Below are 18,941 nucleotides of genomic sequence, written 5' to 3' on the forward strand. Positions count from 1 at the left end.
AGCCCGTCGCAGCCACTACCGACGACGATCCGCCGATGAACCCACGGGATAGATCACGAAACCGTACTGGAGTACTAGTCGTCGAGCTCGGCGAAGTGGTCGAACTCGCCTGCCACGACGCCCTTGGTGAAGGCCACCCATTTCGTCCGGGTGGTCGTGACGATGTTGGTGGGGTCGCCGGTCTCGCGGAGGTAGACGAGTTCGTCCGGGCCGAAGGCGATCTCGATCCAGGGGCCGGGCCCGTCCTCGCCTTCGGGGGCGGCGCGGACCCAGACGAGGTCGGTGGGGATTTCGGGGTTGTCAGTCACGGGTGCGGTCTTCCTTGAGGGTGCGTACGAGGGCGGCCCAGGCGGTGGGGGTGGTGCGGAGTATCGCTCCGGTGGGGTCGTCGGATTCGGTGAGGCCGACCGTGCCGGTTCGAGCTGTAGTCACGTGTATGCATGCCTCGCCCTGTGCGCAGTAGGACGACTTCTGCCATGCGGGATAGGACATACCGGATTCCTTCACGCGAGGTTGGTCGGGATCTCGGGGTTGTCAGTCACGGGTGCGTTCCTCCTTGAGGGTGCGTACGAGGGCGGCCCAGGCGGCGGGGGTGGTGCGGAGTATCGCTCCGGTGGGGTCGCCGGATTCGGTGAGGCGAACGGTGCGCGCGGGCGAGGCGGATATGTGTATGCACGCATCTCCTTCCCCGCAGTACGACGACTTCTGCCAGGGGGATGTGGGCACGGCGGCGTCCTTTCACAGTTCCTGTGCGATACGGCGGATGAAGTCCTGCGACTTCTTCGGGGTGAGCGCGACGGCTTCCATCCGGTCGAGGAGCGTGCGGTACTTCAGTAGCTGATGCTCGGCGTCCAGCAACACAGGCCCGTGGGACTGGTCGAGATGCACCGTGTCCAGCTGAGGAGCCGGACCGAACCCGTACGCGACCGATTGTCCGGATCCTGGGTAGGCGCCGGCGTCGAACGGGATCACGGCGACGGTGATGTGCGACTGGCTGCTCATCGACAAGATGTGCTCCAGCTGCTTGCGCGCTGTGTCGCGTCCGCCGAACTTCATTCGGAGAGCCGCCTCGTGCATGACGGCCGAGTATGTGACGGGCGATGCTCGGTAGATGACGTCCTGGCGCTTGATGCGGTGGGACACGCGGTGCTCGATCTCTGGCGGCGTCAGTTGCGGTACGACCTGGCCGAACACGGCGCGTGCGTGAGCCGGGGTCTGGAGCAGCCCTGGAATGTGGCAGGTGTAGGCGGTTCGCAGGGCGACCGCATGGTGTTCGAACTCTGCCAGGTCCAGCAGCCCTGTCGGGAGGATGTCTCGGTACTGCTCCCACCAGCCGGATGACCGTTCGATCGCCATGGCTGCCAGTGCATTGACGTACGTGTCGTCGGAGCAGGCGTAGACGCGCGCCATGGCGCGCACCCGTTCGGGGCTCACGCCAAAACGGGCGGACTCCACGTTGCTCAACTGTCCTGAGCTGGTTCCCACCCGCTTCGCGGCCTCGGTCGCGGTCATCCCCGCCTGCTCTCTGAGCTTGCGGAGCTCAGCTCCGAGACGACTGCGACGGGCCGTGAGTGCTGGCCTCGCTTTCATCGAACTCCTCCTGATGTGGCGCTGGTTGGGCTGTCACTCACACGAGGGAATCGGCATGCGTTTTCTCGCGATTCGGCAAAATCTCTTTGCCGTAAGTCTAGTCTCGGTCTCAGGCCACCCGCCCGGAAGTACCCCGCTCGACGGAGCGGCCTCGTCACCGGGCAACCGGAAATCCGCGATCCAACATCCTCCCGTGAACGGAGACTTCCATGGTCAGTGCCACGGTATCGCCGCCCTGGACGTACACCCTCCAACTCCCGCAGGATCCCCGCGCCCCCGGCGTCGCCCGTGCCACCCTCCGCAGCGTGCTCCGCGTGCACGGCATGCGTGAACTCACCGAGAACGCAGAGCTGTTGGCGAGCGAGCTGGTCACCAATGCCTATCTGTACTCCTCGGGGCCGTACTCCCTGCGTCTGCGTGACGCCGGGGCAGCCGGGTCCGGCTGAGTGTGTGGGACACCGATCCGCACATCCCCGCGCCGTTCCGGTGGGGTGCCGAGACGCCGGAGGTGCTGGCCGAGCGGGGGCGGGGGCTGTATCTCGTCACGCTGTACGCGGAGTGCTGGGGCGCGTATCCGATGCGGGGCGGGCTGCCGGGGCAGGGCGGGAAGCTGCTCTGGGTGGAGTGCGCTGCCAAGACGTAGGGGAGGCGCGGAGGGTACGGTGTCGCCATCGCGGTCCCCGACGAGAACACCTGGTACCAGGCCAGGCGTACGAGCTGCCGTCCCCGGCCACGTACGTCAACAAGGACGGGGTGACCCGCAAGGCTGAGCAGCGTACGGCGGTCTGCGCCACCGTTCCGTCCCAGGCGGCCAGGTACTGCGCCTCGCACTTCAGCAAGTGATAAGTGATCCGGTCCTGAAGGAACCTCGGCGGCCTCGCTCCGGGAGCGAGGCCGCCGAGGTTCCCGGGAACCGGGGGCGTCAGGGCCGGATGCCGTCGTACTGGAGGACGCGGTAGGGCGTCTTGCCCTGGTTGATCGACTGCCACTGCGAGGCGATCAGGGTCAGGGACGTCGCGCTCGCGCTGCCGGGGTGGATGTATCCGCCGTAGAGGAACGGCAGTTGGGGCTTTCCCCAGTGGTGCGGCGGCAGGCCGTCGCCGACGATCTGGGGCTTGGGGGCGGTCCACACGGCGTCCGGGCGGGGCGCGGTGCGGGTGCAGATCGCGTAGTCGTCCACGTCGAAGTAGCTCATGCAGTACGTGTTGCCGATCCGCTTGACCGAGAACTCCCCGATCCTGTTCCCGGACAGCATGACCGACGGGCCCACCGCCCTCGTCCACTGCCAACGGCCGTCCAGGAAAGCCCAGTTCTCCTGCGCCCCGAAGTTGGCCGCGCGGAACTCGTCCGGCCGGATGCGGAACAGCTGGATCGCGCCGCCGTCGGCGGTGTTCGAGTGTGTGCCGTTCCAGCGCTTGGAGAAGATGTACAGCCAGCCGTCGGGGTCGATGCCGGCGAACGACCACATCCCGTACATGGACTGGTTCGTCCCCTGGGTGTCGCCGGCCCAGTGGTACGGGTAGTCCTGCCAGGTCACGCCGTAGTCGTCCGAGTACGCGACGCCCGACATCAGCGAACCGTCGTACCCGGCCGGGATGTTCTCCCACAGGGCCACGGACGTGTACTGGATGTAGGTGCGTCCGCCGAACTCGATGCAGTCGTTGGGGATGCGGGTGATCTCGAAGCCGTGCCCGTTGTCGGCCCGGTGCGCGTAGTCGAAGCACTGGTCGGCGGCGCCGCCGGTGGGCATCGCCCAGGAGAACGAGATCGGGGTCCGGCCGGAGGCGTCGAAGTTCGCCTGGTTCAGGATCACCGGGGAGCCCAGATACGGATCGGCCTGGGCGATTCCGCCGAACGCGTCACCGAAGACGTAACCCCAGGTGTTGTCGTGCTCCCGGTAGTACGGGATCGCCAGGTCGCCGGAGCCGAGACCCTGCGCGCTCGCCGAGTCGCCGGGCTGCTCGCACAGCGGGGTACCGGTCTGGAGCAGTCGTGCGGTCGGGCGGCCGGGGCCCGTCCGGGCGGACCGGCTGTCGGCGGCAGCCGCACCGGGGGCGGCGCCCAGCAGGCCGGCACCCAGGGCGAAGCCCATGCCTGCTTTGAGCGCGGACCGGCGGGTGGCGTCCCGAAGGCCGGTCTGCGAGGGCTGTGGGGGTTGCGGGGGCTGTGAAGGGGTGGGCATGTTCGGTCTCCGTGTGTCCGGATGTGGGGCGGGGTGTGCGGCAGTGGTCCGTGTCAGGCCTTGCGGAGGCGTCCGATGATGCCGTCGAGGTCGCGGAGGAACAGCGGTACGCGGAACTCATGGCTGCCGGGCTCCTCGTGTGCCTCGTACGGGATGCCGGCCCGGTCGAGGAGGCCGCGGAACTCCCGCTGGCCCTGGAGCACGTTGTCCTCGCTGACCTGGTTGAACCAGGGCACGGGCCGGCCACCGGTGCCGGCGACCAGGAAGATCCGCTTGTTGCGGTAGCTCTCGATGCGCTCGACCGGGTTGTCGGCGCTGACCCGGGCCTCGTCCCACAGCGGAGCTCCGTAGACGGTGCCGCCCGCCAGATCCGCGGCGGCGGAGGACACATTGGCCCAGTGCACGATCGCACCGAGGTTGCGGCGCAGGCTGGCCGGGCCGGAATGGGCGCTGACCGAGGCGAAGTGGCCGTAGTACTTCGCGGCGTACTTCAGCGCGCCGAAGCCGCCCATCGAGAACCCGGCGACGGCGCGGCCGTCGTACTCGGCGTACGTACGGAAGTTCGCGTCGATCCACGGGAGCAACTGGGCGATGTGGAAGGTCTCCCAGTTCCGGGCGCCGGTGTTGGAGCTGACCGGGTTGGAGTACCAGCCGGCGTGGCCGCCGTCGGGCATCACGACGATGATCGGCTTCCCGGCGGTCCAGTCGCGGACGCCCGCGCGGTCGAACTCGATGAAGTCCGAGGTGAGACCGCCGCCGTGGAAGAGGTAGAGCACGGGGTAGGTGCGGCCACTCGTGGCGTAGTCGTCGGGGAGCAGGACGTTGACGCCGGGGTTCCAGCCGATCGCGTCGGTCTGGAACCGGTAGTACTTCAGACGGCGGTCGCTCTCGTTGCGGTCCACGATGCGCAGCCCGAAGCCGTCACCGGCTGCGCTGGCCGCCGTGGCCGTCGCGAAGACGCCACCGGCGCCGAGCGCCAGTGCGGCGGAGAGGCCGCCCGCGGCCTTCAGGACGTTCCTGCGGGTGGGACGGTGCTCGCTCAACACGACCTCCTGGTGGGAAATGGCGGTGGGGAAGGGGAATCGCTAGTTGTCGGTGATCCAGGTGCCGCGGTCGGCGTTCCAGTGGATGGTGGCTTTCTGGAACTTCTGTGCTTTGCCGCCGCCTGCTTCGTCGGTTTCGTCGGTGAGGGGGTAGCCGAGGGTGCTTTCGTGTCCGGCGGCGTGGAAGGCGTCGTAGATGGCGCCGTGGACGGTGTGTGCTCCGGTCCGGGGGGACCAGAGGAAGAGGCCGTGTTCGAAGAACTGGTAGCGGCCGCGGGTTCCGTCGGGTGCTTGTGCGGCGTCGGCTTCGTCCGTGGTGGGGAAGCCCCAGCGGCGTTCGGCGTCGGTGTCCCAGAACTTCGTGAGGATGTCCCCGTGGATCGCGTGGGCCACGTCCGGGTGCCAGAGGATGATCCCGTTCTGGAAGAGCTGGAACCGCCCGCCGAGCGAGGAGTTCTCCTCGGCGCGGAGCGGCGGGCCGAGCGGGCCGCCGGGGCCGCCCATGCCGGCGTACTTCGCCCCGATCGTGCCGTACGGCTGGAAGGCCTCGGCCATCAGCTCCCGCGCGTAGCCCTCCGCCTGGCCGTAGCGCTCCGGGTAGGCGGAGCGCTGGACGGCCTGGGCCAGTTCGCCCGCGGTGTCCCAGTCGGGCTCCATCTGCTGGGCCACCTCGAAGAACTTGTTCGCCGCGTAGTCGACGTCGAGGCACTGTGCGGGTTCGCACCAGCCCATCGAGGGCCGTTGCTGGAAGACGCCGAGCGAATCCCGGTCCCCGCACGCCAGGTTGTTCATGCGGGACTCGACCCAGCCCGTCTCGAAGCCGGCCAGCATCACCTTGTCGGACACGCCGCGGCGCTGCCCGACCTCGTACACCTTGCGGGTCACGGCGATGTCCCGGTCCGGGGGGATGTCGCAGAACAGCGTGGCCGGGGCGGTGTGCCCGAGGGGGCCCGGCACATCGCCCGCACTCTGCGCGAAGGCAGGGTTGCCGAGGCCGGTCACGGCCACCACGGCCAGCAGGACCGATGATCTCCACATCGCACGTCGTCGTTCGGTCGAGCCACGCACCTGACTGCTCCTTCGCGTCGGAATAGCCTTGCGGGAGGGGAGTTGCGAGGGGTCGGGTCAGAACCAGCTCTGGTACGGGGTGTCGTTGCAGGGCCAGGTGCGAAAGCCCAGGGAGCTGTCGTCGATGCACCGCAGGGTGGCCTGATTCTGGAAGCGGACGGTGCCGTCGCCCCAGACCTTGACCCACCAGCTCTGCGCCGGGCTGGAGCTGCATGTGCCGACGGTGCGGAACCCGTTGTCACTGTCCTCGACACAGCGGTTGGTGTTGACGTTGCGCAGCTGGCGCGTGCCGTCGTCCCAGACCTTCACGTCCCACAGCTGGGGGTTGCTGCCGTTGCAGCTCCAGGTGCGGAAGCCGTTGTCGGTGTCGTCCATGCAACGGCCCGTGGCCTGGTTGCGGAAGCTCTGGGTGGCATCGGCGACCCGTGCGGGGGACGCGGGGCCGGAGCCGTTCTCGGCGGCCAGGGCGCCGGGCGGCGCGGCCAGGGAGGCGAGGACGAAGACCCCGCCGAGCAGAAGCGAGCGCGTGCCGCGCATGGGCTGTTCCCTCTTCCTTGCGGTGGCTGTGGGTCCGCAAGCTAGCCGTCGTGCCGCCGGGCAGGACATCCGGAACGATCCGGAGTGACAGTTCGCGACACGAACACCGACACTCAACGAACGGGCTCGGGGCGCGGGCAGTCGGGAACCCGGGGATGGTCCGCCGTACGCACGGCGGGCAGCCAGGCCGAGGAGCGGGAGGAGCCGGCCGGCAGCCGGACGCGGTACCACTCGGTGGAGCTGGCGTCCGACTCGTCGATGATGGGCACCCCTTGGGCGAGACGGCAGTCGACCGCGAGGACGTCGCCGTGCCACACCCGCATCGGTACGACGTTGTCGATGGTGTACGGCAGAAGGGGGTCGATCGCCAGGCCGAGACTGCACTGCGGACTGCGGTCCGTACGGCTCTGGCAGTTGTCGTCGGCGTTGAACACCGTGAGCCGGCCCGCCGGTTCGTCCCTGCTGCCGGACGGGTCGCCGACGGCGTGCGACCAGACCGTCGCGGCCACCGCGCACACCGCGACGGTCACCAGGGCGGCGCGGGTTCCCCGAAGGCGGCGTACCGGGCGGGGCGGCGTCGGCCGTGCGGTGATGCGTGCCAGGAGGCTCTCGGCGCTGTGCGCGGCGCGGTCGGCGTGGGTGGGGGCCAGGCAGTCGATGGCCAGGGCGCGCCAGAACGGCGGCACCGCACCGTCGATCCGCAGCGGTGCGCGCCCGTCGGCGTACTCCTGCACCGCCGCGCCGCGCGCCACCGGCGTCGCACCGGGGAACGGCGAGGCGCCGGAGGCGAACACCTCGTGGACCATGATGCCCAGGGCCCAGATGTCGGCACTGGGCCGGATCTCCACGCCGTGCTCGCCGAGCGGGGCCTGCCAGCGCTCGGGTGGGAGGTAGTCCAGGGTGCCCATCGGCGGGGCGTACCCGTGGGTGCCGTCGGTGCCGGTCAGTTCGGTGGCGAGGCCGAAGTCCGAGAGCTTGAGCGCACCGTCGGCCATCAGCAGGATGTTCTCCGGCTTGAGGTCGCCGTGCACCCAGCCGCTGCCGTGCAGATGGGCCAGGCCCTCGCAGATCTCGGCGAACAGCCGGGCGACGTCCGCCTCCGCGACCCCCGCATCGAACAGGTCCCGCAGACTGCGCTCGGCCCGCTCCATCACCAGCACGATCGCACCGTCCAGGGACGCCCGGTCCGGATCGCTGATCACGACGGAGTCCAGCAGGCGGATCAGCCTCGGATGGCCGGCCCGGCGGTCCAGTTCGACCTCCCGCCGGGCGGTCTCCGCGACCTTGCGGGCCTGGCGCGGTGCGAGTCCCGAGGTCGGCAGGATCTTCAGCGCGACCTCCGCCGACTCCTCCGCCGGGTCCTTCGCCGACTCCTTCGCCGACTCCTCCGCCGGTTCGGCCGGGCGGCCCGCGTACACCGTTGCCCAGCCCCCGGACGCGATCGGCTCGGTGACCTCCCAGCCGCCGATCCGGTAGCCGCGCGGGAGCGGCTCCGTAAGGTCACTTCCCGATGTGTCGCCCCGCCCGTGCACCGTCTCCCCCTCCGGTCCCCCGTCCGCGTCCGCCCCGGTGCGGACCGCCGCACTCCGTGAGTCCGCCGCACTGCACGGGCCCGGCGCGCTCCGTGTGTCCGCCGGGCCCTGAGAGCCTGGTGCACGCCGTGAGTCCGCCGTGCCCCGCGGGCCTGGTGCACTGCATGCGGCCGCGTGTGGTCAACGGCCCGTCTCCCGGGCCCGGATGCCTGCCGCGGCCCGGGGCGGCAGCAGCGCCAGATGCTCCTCCCGTACGAGTCCGAACCGCAGCGCGGTCCCGACCAGGGCCTCCCGCTTTCCGTTGCGGCGCGCACCTCCGGATCCGTGCTCGGGCGGAGCACTGATCCGCATCTTTTCCTCGGCGAGGTAGTCGATGTGCGAGCTGACCGCCCGTGCCCTCAACCGGCCGCACGCGGCATGCCCCCTGAGCCGTTCGACGATCTGCGGGGTGGTCGGCACCGCGACCGGCGACTCGTCACGCAGCCGCGGCTCGCAGAGCGCGACCAGGACCAGGAAGTAGAGGGCGGTCTCGTCCAGGGAGTACGCCATGACGGTGCGGTTGCCCCACTGGCCCGCCATGCCGTCGGGGTCCAGATACACGTGGTCGGGTGCGAACACCTGGAAGGCGACGGTGGTGCCGCGGCGGGTGGGCAGCACGACCCGGGAGAACTCGAAGGGGATGGGGGCGCCGGCCCGACGCGGTGGGACCCGCAGATACTCGCCCGCTCCCTCCGGGTTCTCCACCAGGTAGCTCTGGGTCGCGCTGTGGTTGCTGAGCTGCCAGTGGTCGTCGGTCACCCGGATCTCGCCGGCCAGCCGGGAGATGGCCTCGTCGTCGAGGCGCAGTTCGACCGGGATCGTCGCCGAGCCCCGCCCGAAACGCGCCACTTCCCCAGGGCCGAGCCGCAAGGTCACCGAGGCACCGCCCGGCGCCCCCGTGCCGTCACCGCCCGCCTGCGGCAGATGGACAACAATCCCGCTCACTGCCCTCACCTCGCCCCCGTGGCAACGACTCCCGCACCCGTCGAACGTTACCCATCCCGGGTAGTGGTCCCCGTCCGGATTCTGGACGTTTTCGGATCGTCGCCAGACCGTCCGTCGTGGTGCGCAGTCGCACCCGGAACGGCCGTCACCGGGGGCTCGCGCCGGGCGCCCAGCTTCAGGTTCTTGTGCGTCGAGGAGAGCGTGTGGCGGCGCGGTGTGCGGAGAACCCGGCGTCCGGAAAGGAGTATTCGGCCTGGAGCAGGGCTCTGCCCGCTTCGATGAACTGGCTCGATTTAGCGCCTGCGCTTGTGCGTAGGTGACCGGTGTGTTTCTTGCCGCGCGGCGCAGGACACCCCGTCCGCGACCGACGCAAGAGGGCCCGGATCACGTCGGATCCGGGCCCTCGGTGCCGGTCGGGTCAGGACTTGCCCGCGGACTGCATGGAACTCACCGCTTCGGCGACCGTGCTCCGGTACAGACCCAGCTTCGGGTCGCCCACCTTGACGTCGGGGCCGAGCGGGAAGTTCTGCGTGTCCGCGTTGGCCATGTGGTCGCCGTCGGGGAGCACGTTCATCTCGTCGACCCAGGTCACGCCGTTCTTGCCACCCGGGTTGAGGTCGATCACCGCGATGGCGGCCGTCTTGGGCTTGACCGGGTAAGCGGGCGCGCCGCCCAGGCCGCCGGGGACCGCCGGCGTGATGTCGCCGCTGTGGTCCGAGGCCTTCGAGGCGCCCAGGCTGACCCGCGGGAAGTAGCTCAGGCCGCAGGAGTTCGCGCCCGTGTTGTTGACCTCGATCACGTGCTGGGTGGCCGAACCCTCGCGGGGGTACACGCGCACCGAGAGGTCGCTGCTCTTGCACGGGTGCTTGTAGGCGTAGCTGTCGCTGGTGTTGCCGCCCGCGTTCGCGGTGCCGCCGGTCGCGCCCGTCTTCGAGGCGCCCGCCTTGGTGGCTCCGGCGTTCTGCGCGGTGCCGCCGCTCTTCGAGTCGCCCGTGGTCTTCGAGGCGTCGTCGGACCGGGAGCCGTCCGTCGAGGTGGCGGCCGATGCGGCGTCGCCCGCCGGGCCGGCGGACTTCGTACCGGTGTCGTCCCCGCCGCAGGCGGTGAGGGCCAGAGCGAGCACCGCCGTGAGGGCGCCGAGGGCAGCGGTGTGCTTGCGGGTGCGGATCGTACGCATGAAGTTCTCCCAGGACGAGGGTGAGACAAGGCCCGGATCCTGCGGCGAACCGCTCTCTCTGACCTCTTGACAACCAAAGCATCCTGTGGATCGCTCACGTTCCGCTGATGCCTCACTGACGTCCTGCTGACGTCCTCGGAAGACCCCTCCAACGGACTCGTGTCCGGGCCGTGCGCGGTCTGCCACATGGCGGGCGGCGGGGCGGCAGACGGGTCGGCAGGCCGCCGGGGCGACGGGCGGGAGGCGGTCAGCCGGGGCGGCAGGCGGGGAAAAGAGCTGGCGGACGGTCAGTGGCTCCTGCCAGAATCCGCGCATGACTCATGGAATCGAGACCCACCCCGCCCGTTGAGCGCCGCGGCCGAGCGCGGCGCGCTCACTCCCGGACTCCCGCTGTACGTCTACGCCCTGCGCCTTCACCGCGCGGAGCCCGACGGCAGGCTCCCCAAAGGGGGATACGCGCTACCGGACCCGCCGGAGCGCCGCCGCCGGACCAGAACCGCGACCAATACACCGTGGAAGGTGGCCTGCGCGGCGCTGGCGGAGGTGCTGGGCCCCCTGATGAGCGCCCCGGACACGGACCGGGCCGCCGAAGAGATTCATCTGCGCCTCGCCGAGCCGAACGTTCGGGCCGGGCATGTCCAGTACGCCGTCGCCGGGCTGCCGTTGCAGGACGAGGCGTCGGCCCGTGCGCTCGGCCGGTGCCTGGCGCGTACGGGAACGAGCACCCTGGCGGTCTCCGTCGGCATCGCTCTCCTGGCCCGGCTCGGTGAGCCGGAGGACATCCCGTACCTCAAGGTCCTCGGGCAGTTGCAGGGCCTCTTCTCCCTTGCCGTGCAGGCGCTCGACGCCATTGACAGCCCGACCGCGGCGTTGGTGTGGCTGGGCCATCGCGCCGGCACCCCGGCGCTCCGCGGCCTGGTCGACGCGCTCGCCGCCGGTGCGGATGCCTCCGTACGCGAGCGGCTGGAGGCCGTTCTCCGGGAGACGGGCAGCATGCGGCCCCAAACGGCTCGACGGGTCGCCGAGGCCGTCCGGCTCGCCGAAGTCCTGCGGGAGGCCGACCCGCACGAGTCCTGGCCGGTGGCCGGGGCAGGACGGCTGTTGTGCCGGATGTCGAGTGCGAACGACGACCGGGCCGAGATCCTCGCCTGCCCGGCGGCCGTCAGCATGTACGAGGCGTTCGTCGCGCGCGCCGCCGAACTGCCGCCCGCCTTCGGCCACTACGCGGTCCTGCTGTCCGTCGCGCTCGAACTGCACAGCGGCCCGAGCCACCTGCTGGAGTGGGGGACAGGCCGACGCGAGGCGCTGCTGGACGGCCTGGAGGCCGTGCTGAGCCGGCCTGCCTGGCGGGCTCTCCCGGTGAACGGCGAGGGACGTCGGGCGGAGTGGGCCCGGCGCACGGCACGGCAGCCGTTCCGTCGTGATTCCGAATCGGCGGGATCCGCGGGAGCTGCGGGATCTCCGGGTTCGGGAGGGTCCGCAGGACCGGTCGGCCGGTTGAGGGTCGAGGCCACCGTGCTCGATCCGGTGGATCCGGGCATCGTGGAGACGCGCATTCTGATCGACGGGCGCCCCCTGGTGCCGGAGGCCTTCGGGCGGGGCCTCGCGCACTCCCCGGAATACCTGCTGGACGCCGGACGCCTGCGGGCCACGGACGAACCCCGAAAGGTGCAGCTCGCCGAGGCGTACTGCACCGAGGGGTGCTGCGGGGCGCTCCACGTCACCATCCGCAGGGACGGGGACCACGTCGTCTGGTCCGACTGGAGCCGCCCGGCTCCGCCGTCCTCCTCGCCGTTGCCGCGCGAGCTCCCCGAGTACCGCTTCGAGGCCGCCGCGTACGACGCCGAGATCACGCGTGCCGAGAACGACCACTCGTGGACGTGGCCGGCCCGCAGGACCGCACGGCTCATCGCGGCGGGACTGCGCGACCGGCCGGATCTGCTGACCCGCTGGGGGGCGAAGCCGAACTGGGTCGGCACCGACTTCCGCGACCGGGACCTGACCGCCGTCTCCCTCCTGTACCGCCCCGATCCGGGCGTGGTGCGGAGCGGGGAGTACACCCCCTGGAAGCACTGCATGTGGTACATCCCGGAGGACGGAACCCCTCCCGAGGACCGGGCAGCCGCCGCGCTGCACCGCCTCGCCACGGCGGACCCGAGGACGTACGACGGGGGCGCCGGAGGCGGGTAGGGCCCGCGCCCGTCCACCGTTCGGGTGATCCGCGCTCGGGAACCCCGCGTTGGGACCCCCGGGAACGGGGCCCGCCCTGCCCGTCGGCGTCCCGACGCGTGGGCGTGTTGCGGGCCCCGGATTTGGCACAGTGCCGCTCCGCGATCAAGGAACGGGGTGGGCGCAGTGGCAGTGGTGGGACAGCCCGGTGGCCGGCAGCGGCTGAGCGATCTGGCGCGGTGGCGGGGACGTGCTGAAGCACAGCGACGGTGTGTGGCTGCTGGCCGCCGGTGGGGCGGAGGGGATGTGTACGCACCTCGGCCCGGTGAAGTCGGAACCGGAGACCGCGCACGAGGGCCGCCTTGCCGGAACGGGTGGGCTGACCGCACTGGCGGAGCTGGGCGCCGTACGGGAGTCGTGGACGCGGAGGTTCGAGGCGGCGCGCGGGGAGTGCCGGGCGCCGGCCGGGAACCTGCGGGCCGTCGCGCGGGCCCAGGGCGAGACGAACGAGACCGTGAAGTCCGCCTTCGGGCAGGTGGCTTCGGCAGGCCGGGACGGGGCGCGATGACCCTGACCTGGGCGCAGTTGCGGGACCTGAAGTGCGGCGAACTGGAGGGCGCGGCCGAATGGTGGGGGAAGGCGAGCAACCGCGCCGACGCGGGCCGGGACCGGATCGAGACGCAGTTGCTGACCGGTTTGCGGGACACACAGCACGGTGAGGCGGCGAAGGCGGCGGTCGGACGGCTGCGGCAGATGAGCCGGAACCTGAGCTACGTCTGCACGGAGTGCGGCCTGCTCCGCACGGCGCTGAACAGCATGGCCCACGAACTACGCGCCCAGCAACGCGCGTTACGGGAAGCGCTGGACGACGCGGCGGCCTTGAGGTCTACCGTGCACGGGGACGGTTCGGTGACGTACCCGGCGGCGGGCGAGGGCCTGATCGACGACAAACCGCTGCCGGGCGGAACGGCCACGGTGGGGGCCGCGGCGCCCGGGCTGCACGCGCCCTCGGGCCTGGTCGCCCCCAACCCGAACGTGGCGAAGGCGCAGGACATCGCGGACCGGGTGGCGAAGGCGGTCCGTGACGGCGGCCGAGATCGACTGGCGTTACGCCCGCATCCTGCGGCAGCTGAAGGCCGAGGAGGGCTTGAAGGTCCCGAACTCGACGTGGCAGGACGCGGCGGGCGACGCGGCAGCGGTACGGGACGCGGCCCGCGGCTACCTGAAAGACGCGATCCCCCGCGACACGTCCCCGGCCGAGCGGAAGGCCTGGTGGTCCCCCCTGACGGACGAACAGCGCGAGGAGTACCTGGCGGTGTACCCGGACCGGATCGGCAACTTGGACGGCATTCCGGCCTTGGTGCGGGATGCGGCGAACCGGGACAACATCCAGGTGCTGATGGGCAAGTTGGAGGGACTGGACGACACCAAGTCGCAGACGCGGTCGGCGGCGCTGCGGGAGATCGACCGGCAGTTGCGGGGCGCCCCGGAGCCCGGGGCGCCGCCCATGTACCTGCTGGGGATCAGCGATGAGGGCCTCGGGCGGGCAATTGTCTCGTTCGGGAGCCCGGACTCCTCACGCAATGTGTCGGCATACGTCCCAGGGCTCGGCACGTCGCTGGACAAGAGCTTCGTGCACAACGACATCGAGCGAGCCCGGAGTACAGCAATTGGGGCGAGGGGTATGGCTCCTTCAAGCGCTTCGATCGTATGGCTTGGCTACGATCCGCCTCAACTTCCCGCAGAGAAGGTCCAAGAGAATTTGGCTGTTACTGGCGTGGACCGCGACAGGGCCATGCCTGCGATCTATGCGCGAACCTCTGAGGGGTTTCAAATGAGCCTGTCCGTTGGCTGCAAGGCGATTTCACGTCAGCGTGACCACCCCTTGTTTCATCATGGCGAAGGTCGGCCCCCCGCGGACCCGGGCCAACGGCCGGCCGTTCACAGGTGATGTCGTGCCCGCTCCCGACATCCACTCCGACTTCTGGTCGGCCGGGGCCTCCTGACGGCCCGTCGCTGCCCCAATAACCCGTAACGGGGCGGTCGATGGCGATAAGTGAAGTGGCGGGCGAGGCCCGGACATTGAGTCCGGCATTGGGTCCTGGGGCCCATGCCGGGCCCTGCCTTGTTGTGGTCGCATACGGATACCGGGGGGAACTATCGCTGCACCCACTCACAAAGCTGGGGAGACTCGCCGTGTCGGGCATACGAGAACTAGCGGTACCGGGCGGTGCCGACTTGAGCGCCGCCGAGGTCCCTCCGGGTAGACAACCACTGTCACGCCCCTTGCAGGCGGTACTGATTCTCGTCCGATTGCTCTTCGTCCTCACGGTCGTCGGTGCGTTCGACGTGCTGGTCGTGGCCTCGTCCGTCGACGCGGTGGACGGCCGGTTGCTGGGCATGGTGCTGTACGCGTCGCTTCCCGGGATCACCGGGTTCGTGCTGTCGCTGTACCTGCGGACCGGTGGTGTCTGGATCTGGCGCGGGCTCCTGGCCGTGCATGCCTGGCTCACGCTCGGAGCGCTGGCGACGCTGAACGACGCGGACAACGGCCGCGGCGTGACGCAGCTGGTGCTGCCCGTCGCCGTCATCGTCCTGCTGTCCCGGTCCAGTTCGCGCGCCTGGTTCCGGCTCACCGCCGAACAGCGCGTCGAGCACCAGCCGTTCGGCGTCCTCAAGCGGGTGATCAAGTGGCGCCGGGACAACGGTCAGACCGCGATGGAATACCTGGGCATGATCCTCGTGGTCGTGGCCCTCATCGGTGGGCTCGTGGCCACGGGGATCGGTGGGCAGGTTTCCGGCCAACTTCGCAACGCCATCTGTCAGCTGACCGGAAGCGCCTGCCCGCCGCCCGGAGCCATCGCCGGTGGTGACAACGGCAACGGGAACGGGACCGGCGGCGGGAAGGGGGGCGTCGACTCCGGTGGCGCCGGGTCCGAAGGCGCGACCGTGACCGGTGGGACGGGCTCCGGCGGGGCGGACGCGACCGGTGGCAGCGGCTCCGGTGGCAGTGGTTCCGGCGGTAGCGGTTCCGGGGGCAGCGGCTCCGGAGGCAGTGGTTCCGGCGGTAGTGGCTCCGGAGGAGCCGACGCCTCGGGTGGTGCCGGTGGTGCCGGTGGTGCCGGCGGTGCTGGTGGTTCGGATGGAACCGGTGGTTCTTCTACAGGGGTCAACGCGGGTAGACAAACTCCGATCACGGACTCCACCCCCCGTCCGGAAGGCAACTTCCTCTCCGGCGTCGTCGGCGACGACGGTCTTCTGGGCGACGTCACCGGGGCCATCGACACCATCGCGCACCCCGTCGACACCGCCAGGAACGTCGTCGACCAGTACGCACAGGCCGCCAACAAGGCCGGCGACAAGTGGGACAAGGGCAAGTACGTGGCCGCCGCCTGGGACATGACCAAGGGGTCCGGCGGAGGCGGCAGCGCCCTTACCGGGCTGCCGGGCTCCGGCACCCGCGTCGAGTCGGCGGTACGCGACGGGGAGCGGCAGTACCTCAACGACCGCATCCCGCGCGGCTCCAGCGCGGCCGGCCGCAAGGCCTGGTGGGACGGGCTGACCCAGGAGCAGCGTGACCGGTACCTGGAGCTCTCCCCGGACCAGATCGGCAGCCTGGACGGGATTCCGGTGGCGGACCGGGACACGGCCAACCGCCGCAACCTGCCGAATCTGATCTCGAAGCTGGAGGGCCAGACCGACAAGAAGTCGCAGGAGCAGCTGGCCGGACTGCGGGAGATCGACCGGCAGCTGAAGGAGGGCAGCCAGCCCCCGATGTACCTCATCGGCATCAGCGACGAGGGCAACGGCCGGGCGATCGTCTCCTACGGGAACCCCGACACCTCGAAGAACGTGTCGGCCTACGTGCCGGGGCTGAACACCGCCCTCGACGAGGAGTTCGCGAAGAGCGGCCTCAAGCGGGCCCGTGACACGGCGATCGGCGCCCAGGGGTACGACCCGTCCAGCGCGGCGATCGTCTGGCTCGGGTACGACGCCCCGCAGACGCCGGACGGGCTGCACAGCCTGGCCGTCGCCGGTACCGCGCGGGCGGAGAAGGGCGGCGCGGCGTACAACGACTTCATGAGCGGTATCGTCGCGACCAACCAGAACAAGGACCCGCACATCACGGCCATCGGGCACTCCTACGGCTCGCGCGCCGTCGGTGCCGCGACCCAGCGCCCCGGCGGGATTCCGGGGGTGGACGACATCATCCTGGTCGGCAGCCCCGGCGTGGGCGTGGACCGTGCCGTGGACCTCGGCGTCGGTGCCGGGCACGTCTTCGTCGGCGCCGCCGAGAACGACCCGGTGACCAAGCTCCCGTCCAAGACGCAGGTGGTCGTGGGCGCGATCGGGATGGTCCTGGGCGGACCGGCCGGCTCCTACATCGCCGGCGACCTGGCCGACCCGGGCGACGACGACCTCTGGTTCGGCAAGGACCCGGCGAGCAAGGCGTTCGGGGCCACGCGGTTCCCGGTTGATCCGGGCAAGCCCATGAGCTTCGATTCGCACTCCAACTACTTCACCCCGTCACGGGACGCCGTGTCCGCCGACAGCATTGCTCTTATCGTGTCGGGGCACTCCGACCGGCTCAAGATGGAGGAATACCGATGAGCCGAAGGTTCCAGATCGTCGCGGTGGCCCTGGCCGTCGGCTTCACGCTGTCCGCCTGCGGCAGCGAGAAGGCGCACCCGGGGGCCGACGCGAACACCACGGCCACCAGAAGCGCGCGCTCCGAAGGCACCAAGGGGAACAACATGGACATGCAGGAGGCCGCCGAGCGGGCCGACGGCATGCTCGACGACGTACTGAAGAAGATCGACCCCGAGGTGCAGTGGGCGCACGGCCCGACGACCAAGGGCAGTTGCGACGTGACACGCAGGCGCACCGTCATGACCATCGTGTCCGCGGAGCGCAGGCAGGCCTTCCTGGACCAGGTCGAGGAGTTCTGGCGGACGAGCGACTACCGCATCAGGGCGAAGAACAAGGACGCGGAGTTCCCGGCGGTCTACGCGGTGACGAAGGACGGCTTCGGCATCAGCGTGAGCGTGCGCGCCAAGGGGCAGGTCTTCTTCGAGGCGGACACCCCCTGCGTGAAGGAGTCGAAGGTCGCCGAGTCCGTGTCCAAGCCGAACGGGCCGGCGTACAAGGGCGTCTATCCGCTGCCGAGCCCCAACGTCCGCTCCGACCACTGGTCCGCCGGGGCTTCCTGACGGTCACTCGTGGGCCGGGTGCGCCGGTTGATCCGGCCGGTGCACCCGGTGCGCCGGGCAGACGGTTCCGTGCGCCGGATTGACCGGTCGATGAGCCCCGATGACCCGGAAGACTCGTACACACCCTCGAAAACGCCCATGAACACGTCCCCGATAGGGGATGGTTGAGGGGTGCGGAAATTCTGGGTGGTCGGTGGCATCGGTGTAGGCGTGGCCATGTGCTTCGTGGCGCTGCTCGTCGTCGGTACGTATTCCGCCGCCGCCGGACTTGCGGGGTCCGGCGGCGGCGCCGTCGCGCTGGCCAAGGGGGCCGTGCCCGCGAAGTACCAGTCGCTGGTGCAGAAGTGGGGCAATCTCTGCCCCGCCATCAACCCTGCCCTGCTGGCCGCCCAGCTCTACCAGGAGAGCGGGTGGAACCCCCGGGCCGAGAGCCCCGCCGCCGCGCAGGGCATCGCCCAGTTCATCCCGGGCACCTGGGCCGGACACGGCATCGACGGGGACCAGGACGGCGACCGGGACGTATGGGATCCGGCCGACGCGATCCCGTCCGCCGCCTCGTACGACTGCGAACTGGCCGGGTATGTGAAGAAGGTGCCGGGGGATCAGACGGACAACATGCTGGCCGCCTACAACGCCGGCGCGTACCGGGTGATCCGGGCCGGTGGGGTTCCGGACATCTCGGAGACGCAGAACTACGTCACCATCATCCGCTCCCTGGAGAAGAGCTTCGCCAGGCCCGTAGGCCGCGTACAGCCCTCGGAGCAGGCGGCCGGGGCGATCTACTTCGCGCAGAAGAAGCTCGGTACGCCGTACCTCTGGGGCGGGAACGGCACGCCCGAGCAGAACGGGCGGTTCGACTGCTCGGGGCTGACCCAGGCCGCGTACCGGACCGTGGACATCGAACTGCCCCGGGTGGCGAACGATCAGTACAACGCCGGCCCGCACCCCTCGCGGGACGAGCTGCTCCCGGGCGACCTCGTGTTCTTCTCGAACGACCTGACCAACTCGCGGGCCATCCATCACGTGGGGCTCTATGTCGGCGGCGGGTACATGATCAACGCTCCGTACACCGGGGCCGTGATCCGGTTCGACAAGATCGACACGCCTGACTACTTCGGCGCGACGCGCGTGACCAAGGACGGCGCCGCGGCCCTTCCGACAAACCGTCCGGCGGCCTGACACATGGTGGCGGTGGCCGGAACTCTCCGTGAAGCCTGGGCCCTGAGCTGCGACGACGAGTCTCTCTTCGATAACGTCATGGTGATCATTCGGTGGAGAGTGGAACGCACACACAGGAGACGTCGTTCCCTGGGTGGACCGGGACGACGGCGCATCGACCATGCGACGCGGCACCGACTTACGCAGCAGTGATCCACGCAGTGATCGGACCGACACGGGGGTTCGTCATAGCGGTGCACACCGGTGTGCCCGCGGCAGCAGACAAGGCAA

At 70.2% G+C, this 18,941-nt stretch carries 16 protein-coding genes and 2 pseudogenes; 7 read left to right on the forward strand and 11 right to left on the reverse strand.

Features of this window, described 5'->3' with window-relative positions:
* Positions 1-74: 74 nt before the first annotated feature.
* Genes IE107_RS22025 through IE107_RS22040 form a run of 4 tightly spaced genes read right to left on the reverse strand, consistent with a single transcriptional unit; the run spans position 75 to position 1,590 of the window.
* Entirely contained in the window at positions 75-308 is a 234-nt protein-coding gene (locus IE107_RS22025; protein ID WP_189545572.1) for a DUF397 domain-containing protein, read from the reverse strand.
* A complete protein-coding gene (locus tag IE107_RS22030; protein WP_189545573.1) occupies positions 301-492 on the reverse strand; it encodes a DUF397 domain-containing protein in 192 nt (63 codons plus the stop codon). Before IE107_RS22030 ends, IE107_RS22025 begins: the two co-directional genes overlap by 8 nt.
* A gap of 42 nt (positions 493-534) precedes the next feature.
* The gene (locus tag IE107_RS22035; RefSeq protein ID WP_189545574.1) at positions 535-726 is read right to left on the reverse strand and encodes a DUF397 domain-containing protein; all 192 of its coding nucleotides are present in this window, start codon (positions 724-726) and stop codon (positions 535-537) included.
* Positions 727-738: 12 nt separating this feature from the next.
* On the reverse strand, positions 739-1,590 hold the full coding sequence (locus tag IE107_RS22040) for a helix-turn-helix domain-containing protein (protein ID WP_189545575.1): 852 nt from the start codon (positions 1,588-1,590) through the stop codon (positions 739-741).
* A gap of 209 nt (positions 1,591-1,799) precedes the next feature.
* Between IE107_RS22040 and IE107_RS22045 the strand changes: the two are divergent.
* A pseudogene (locus IE107_RS22045) lies at positions 1,800-2,233 on the forward strand (ATP-binding protein).
* 279 nt (positions 2,234-2,512) lie between these two features.
* Here the strand turns inward: IE107_RS22045 and IE107_RS22050 are convergent.
* The 7 genes from IE107_RS22050 to IE107_RS22080 form a co-directional block, all read right to left on the reverse strand.
* Complete coding sequence (locus IE107_RS22050) at positions 2,513-3,772, reverse strand: glycoside hydrolase family 183 protein (RefSeq protein ID WP_189545576.1); 1,260 nt, start codon at positions 3,770-3,772, stop codon at positions 2,513-2,515.
* Between the two features lie 53 nt (positions 3,773-3,825).
* The gene (locus IE107_RS22055) at positions 3,826-4,815 is read right to left on the reverse strand and encodes an alpha/beta hydrolase (protein WP_189545577.1); all 990 of its coding nucleotides are present in this window, start codon (positions 4,813-4,815) and stop codon (positions 3,826-3,828) included.
* 42 nt (positions 4,816-4,857) lie between these two features.
* Entirely contained in the window at positions 4,858-5,853 is a 996-nt protein-coding gene (locus IE107_RS22060) for an LGFP repeat-containing protein (protein WP_189545800.1), read from the reverse strand.
* A gap of 87 nt (positions 5,854-5,940) precedes the next feature.
* The gene (locus IE107_RS22065; RefSeq protein ID WP_189545578.1) at positions 5,941-6,420 is read right to left on the reverse strand and encodes an RICIN domain-containing protein; all 480 of its coding nucleotides are present in this window, start codon (positions 6,418-6,420) and stop codon (positions 5,941-5,943) included.
* Positions 6,421-6,533: 113 nt separating this feature from the next.
* Complete coding sequence (locus IE107_RS22070) at positions 6,534-7,952, reverse strand: serine/threonine-protein kinase (protein ID WP_229867156.1); 1,419 nt, start codon at positions 7,950-7,952, stop codon at positions 6,534-6,536.
* Between the two features lie 180 nt (positions 7,953-8,132).
* Positions 8,133-8,936 carry a serine/threonine protein kinase gene (locus IE107_RS22075; RefSeq protein ID WP_189545579.1) on the reverse strand — a complete coding sequence of 268 codons (804 nt, stop codon included), beginning with the start codon at positions 8,934-8,936 and terminating at the stop codon, positions 8,133-8,135.
* A gap of 418 nt (positions 8,937-9,354) precedes the next feature.
* Positions 9,355-10,113 carry a DUF4232 domain-containing protein gene (locus tag IE107_RS22080; protein WP_189545580.1) on the reverse strand — a complete coding sequence of 253 codons (759 nt, stop codon included), beginning with the start codon at positions 10,111-10,113 and terminating at the stop codon, positions 9,355-9,357.
* A 345-nt stretch (positions 10,114-10,458) separates the two neighbouring features.
* Between IE107_RS22080 and IE107_RS22085 the strand changes: the two genes are divergently transcribed.
* The 6 genes and pseudogenes from IE107_RS22085 (at position 10,459) to IE107_RS22110 (ending at position 18,671) form a co-directional block, all read left to right on the forward strand.
* Positions 10,459-12,303, forward strand: a complete 1,845-nt coding sequence (locus tag IE107_RS22085; RefSeq protein WP_229867157.1) for a hypothetical protein — start codon at positions 10,459-10,461, stop codon at positions 12,301-12,303.
* A 229-nt stretch (positions 12,304-12,532) separates the two neighbouring features.
* Positions 12,533-12,850: a hypothetical protein gene (locus tag IE107_RS22090; RefSeq protein ID WP_189545581.1), complete on the forward strand. Its 318-nt coding sequence runs from the start codon at positions 12,533-12,535 to the stop codon at positions 12,848-12,850.
* Positions 12,847-14,023 (forward strand): annotated as a pseudogene (locus IE107_RS22095) (alpha/beta hydrolase); the annotation flags it as partial. The gene IE107_RS22090 and the pseudogene IE107_RS22095, both read left to right, overlap by 4 nt.
* 545 nt (positions 14,024-14,568) lie before the next feature.
* Positions 14,569-16,893, forward strand: a complete 2,325-nt coding sequence (locus IE107_RS22100) for an alpha/beta hydrolase (protein WP_229867158.1) — start codon at positions 14,569-14,571, stop codon at positions 16,891-16,893.
* Positions 16,890-17,492: a hypothetical protein gene (locus tag IE107_RS22105; protein WP_189545583.1), complete on the forward strand. Its 603-nt coding sequence runs from the start codon at positions 16,890-16,892 to the stop codon at positions 17,490-17,492. The genes IE107_RS22100 and IE107_RS22105 overlap by 4 nt, the downstream gene beginning before the upstream one ends.
* A 186-nt stretch (positions 17,493-17,678) precedes the next feature.
* Positions 17,679-18,671 (forward strand): C40 family peptidase, encoded by a 993-nt coding sequence (locus tag IE107_RS22110; protein ID WP_189545806.1) that lies wholly within the window; start codon positions 17,679-17,681, stop codon positions 18,669-18,671.
* Positions 18,672-18,941: the final 270 nt, after the last annotated feature.

The organism is Streptomyces gelaticus (genome assembly GCF_014649535.1).
GTDB lineage: Bacteria > Actinomycetota > Actinomycetes > Streptomycetales > Streptomycetaceae > Streptomyces > Streptomyces gelaticus.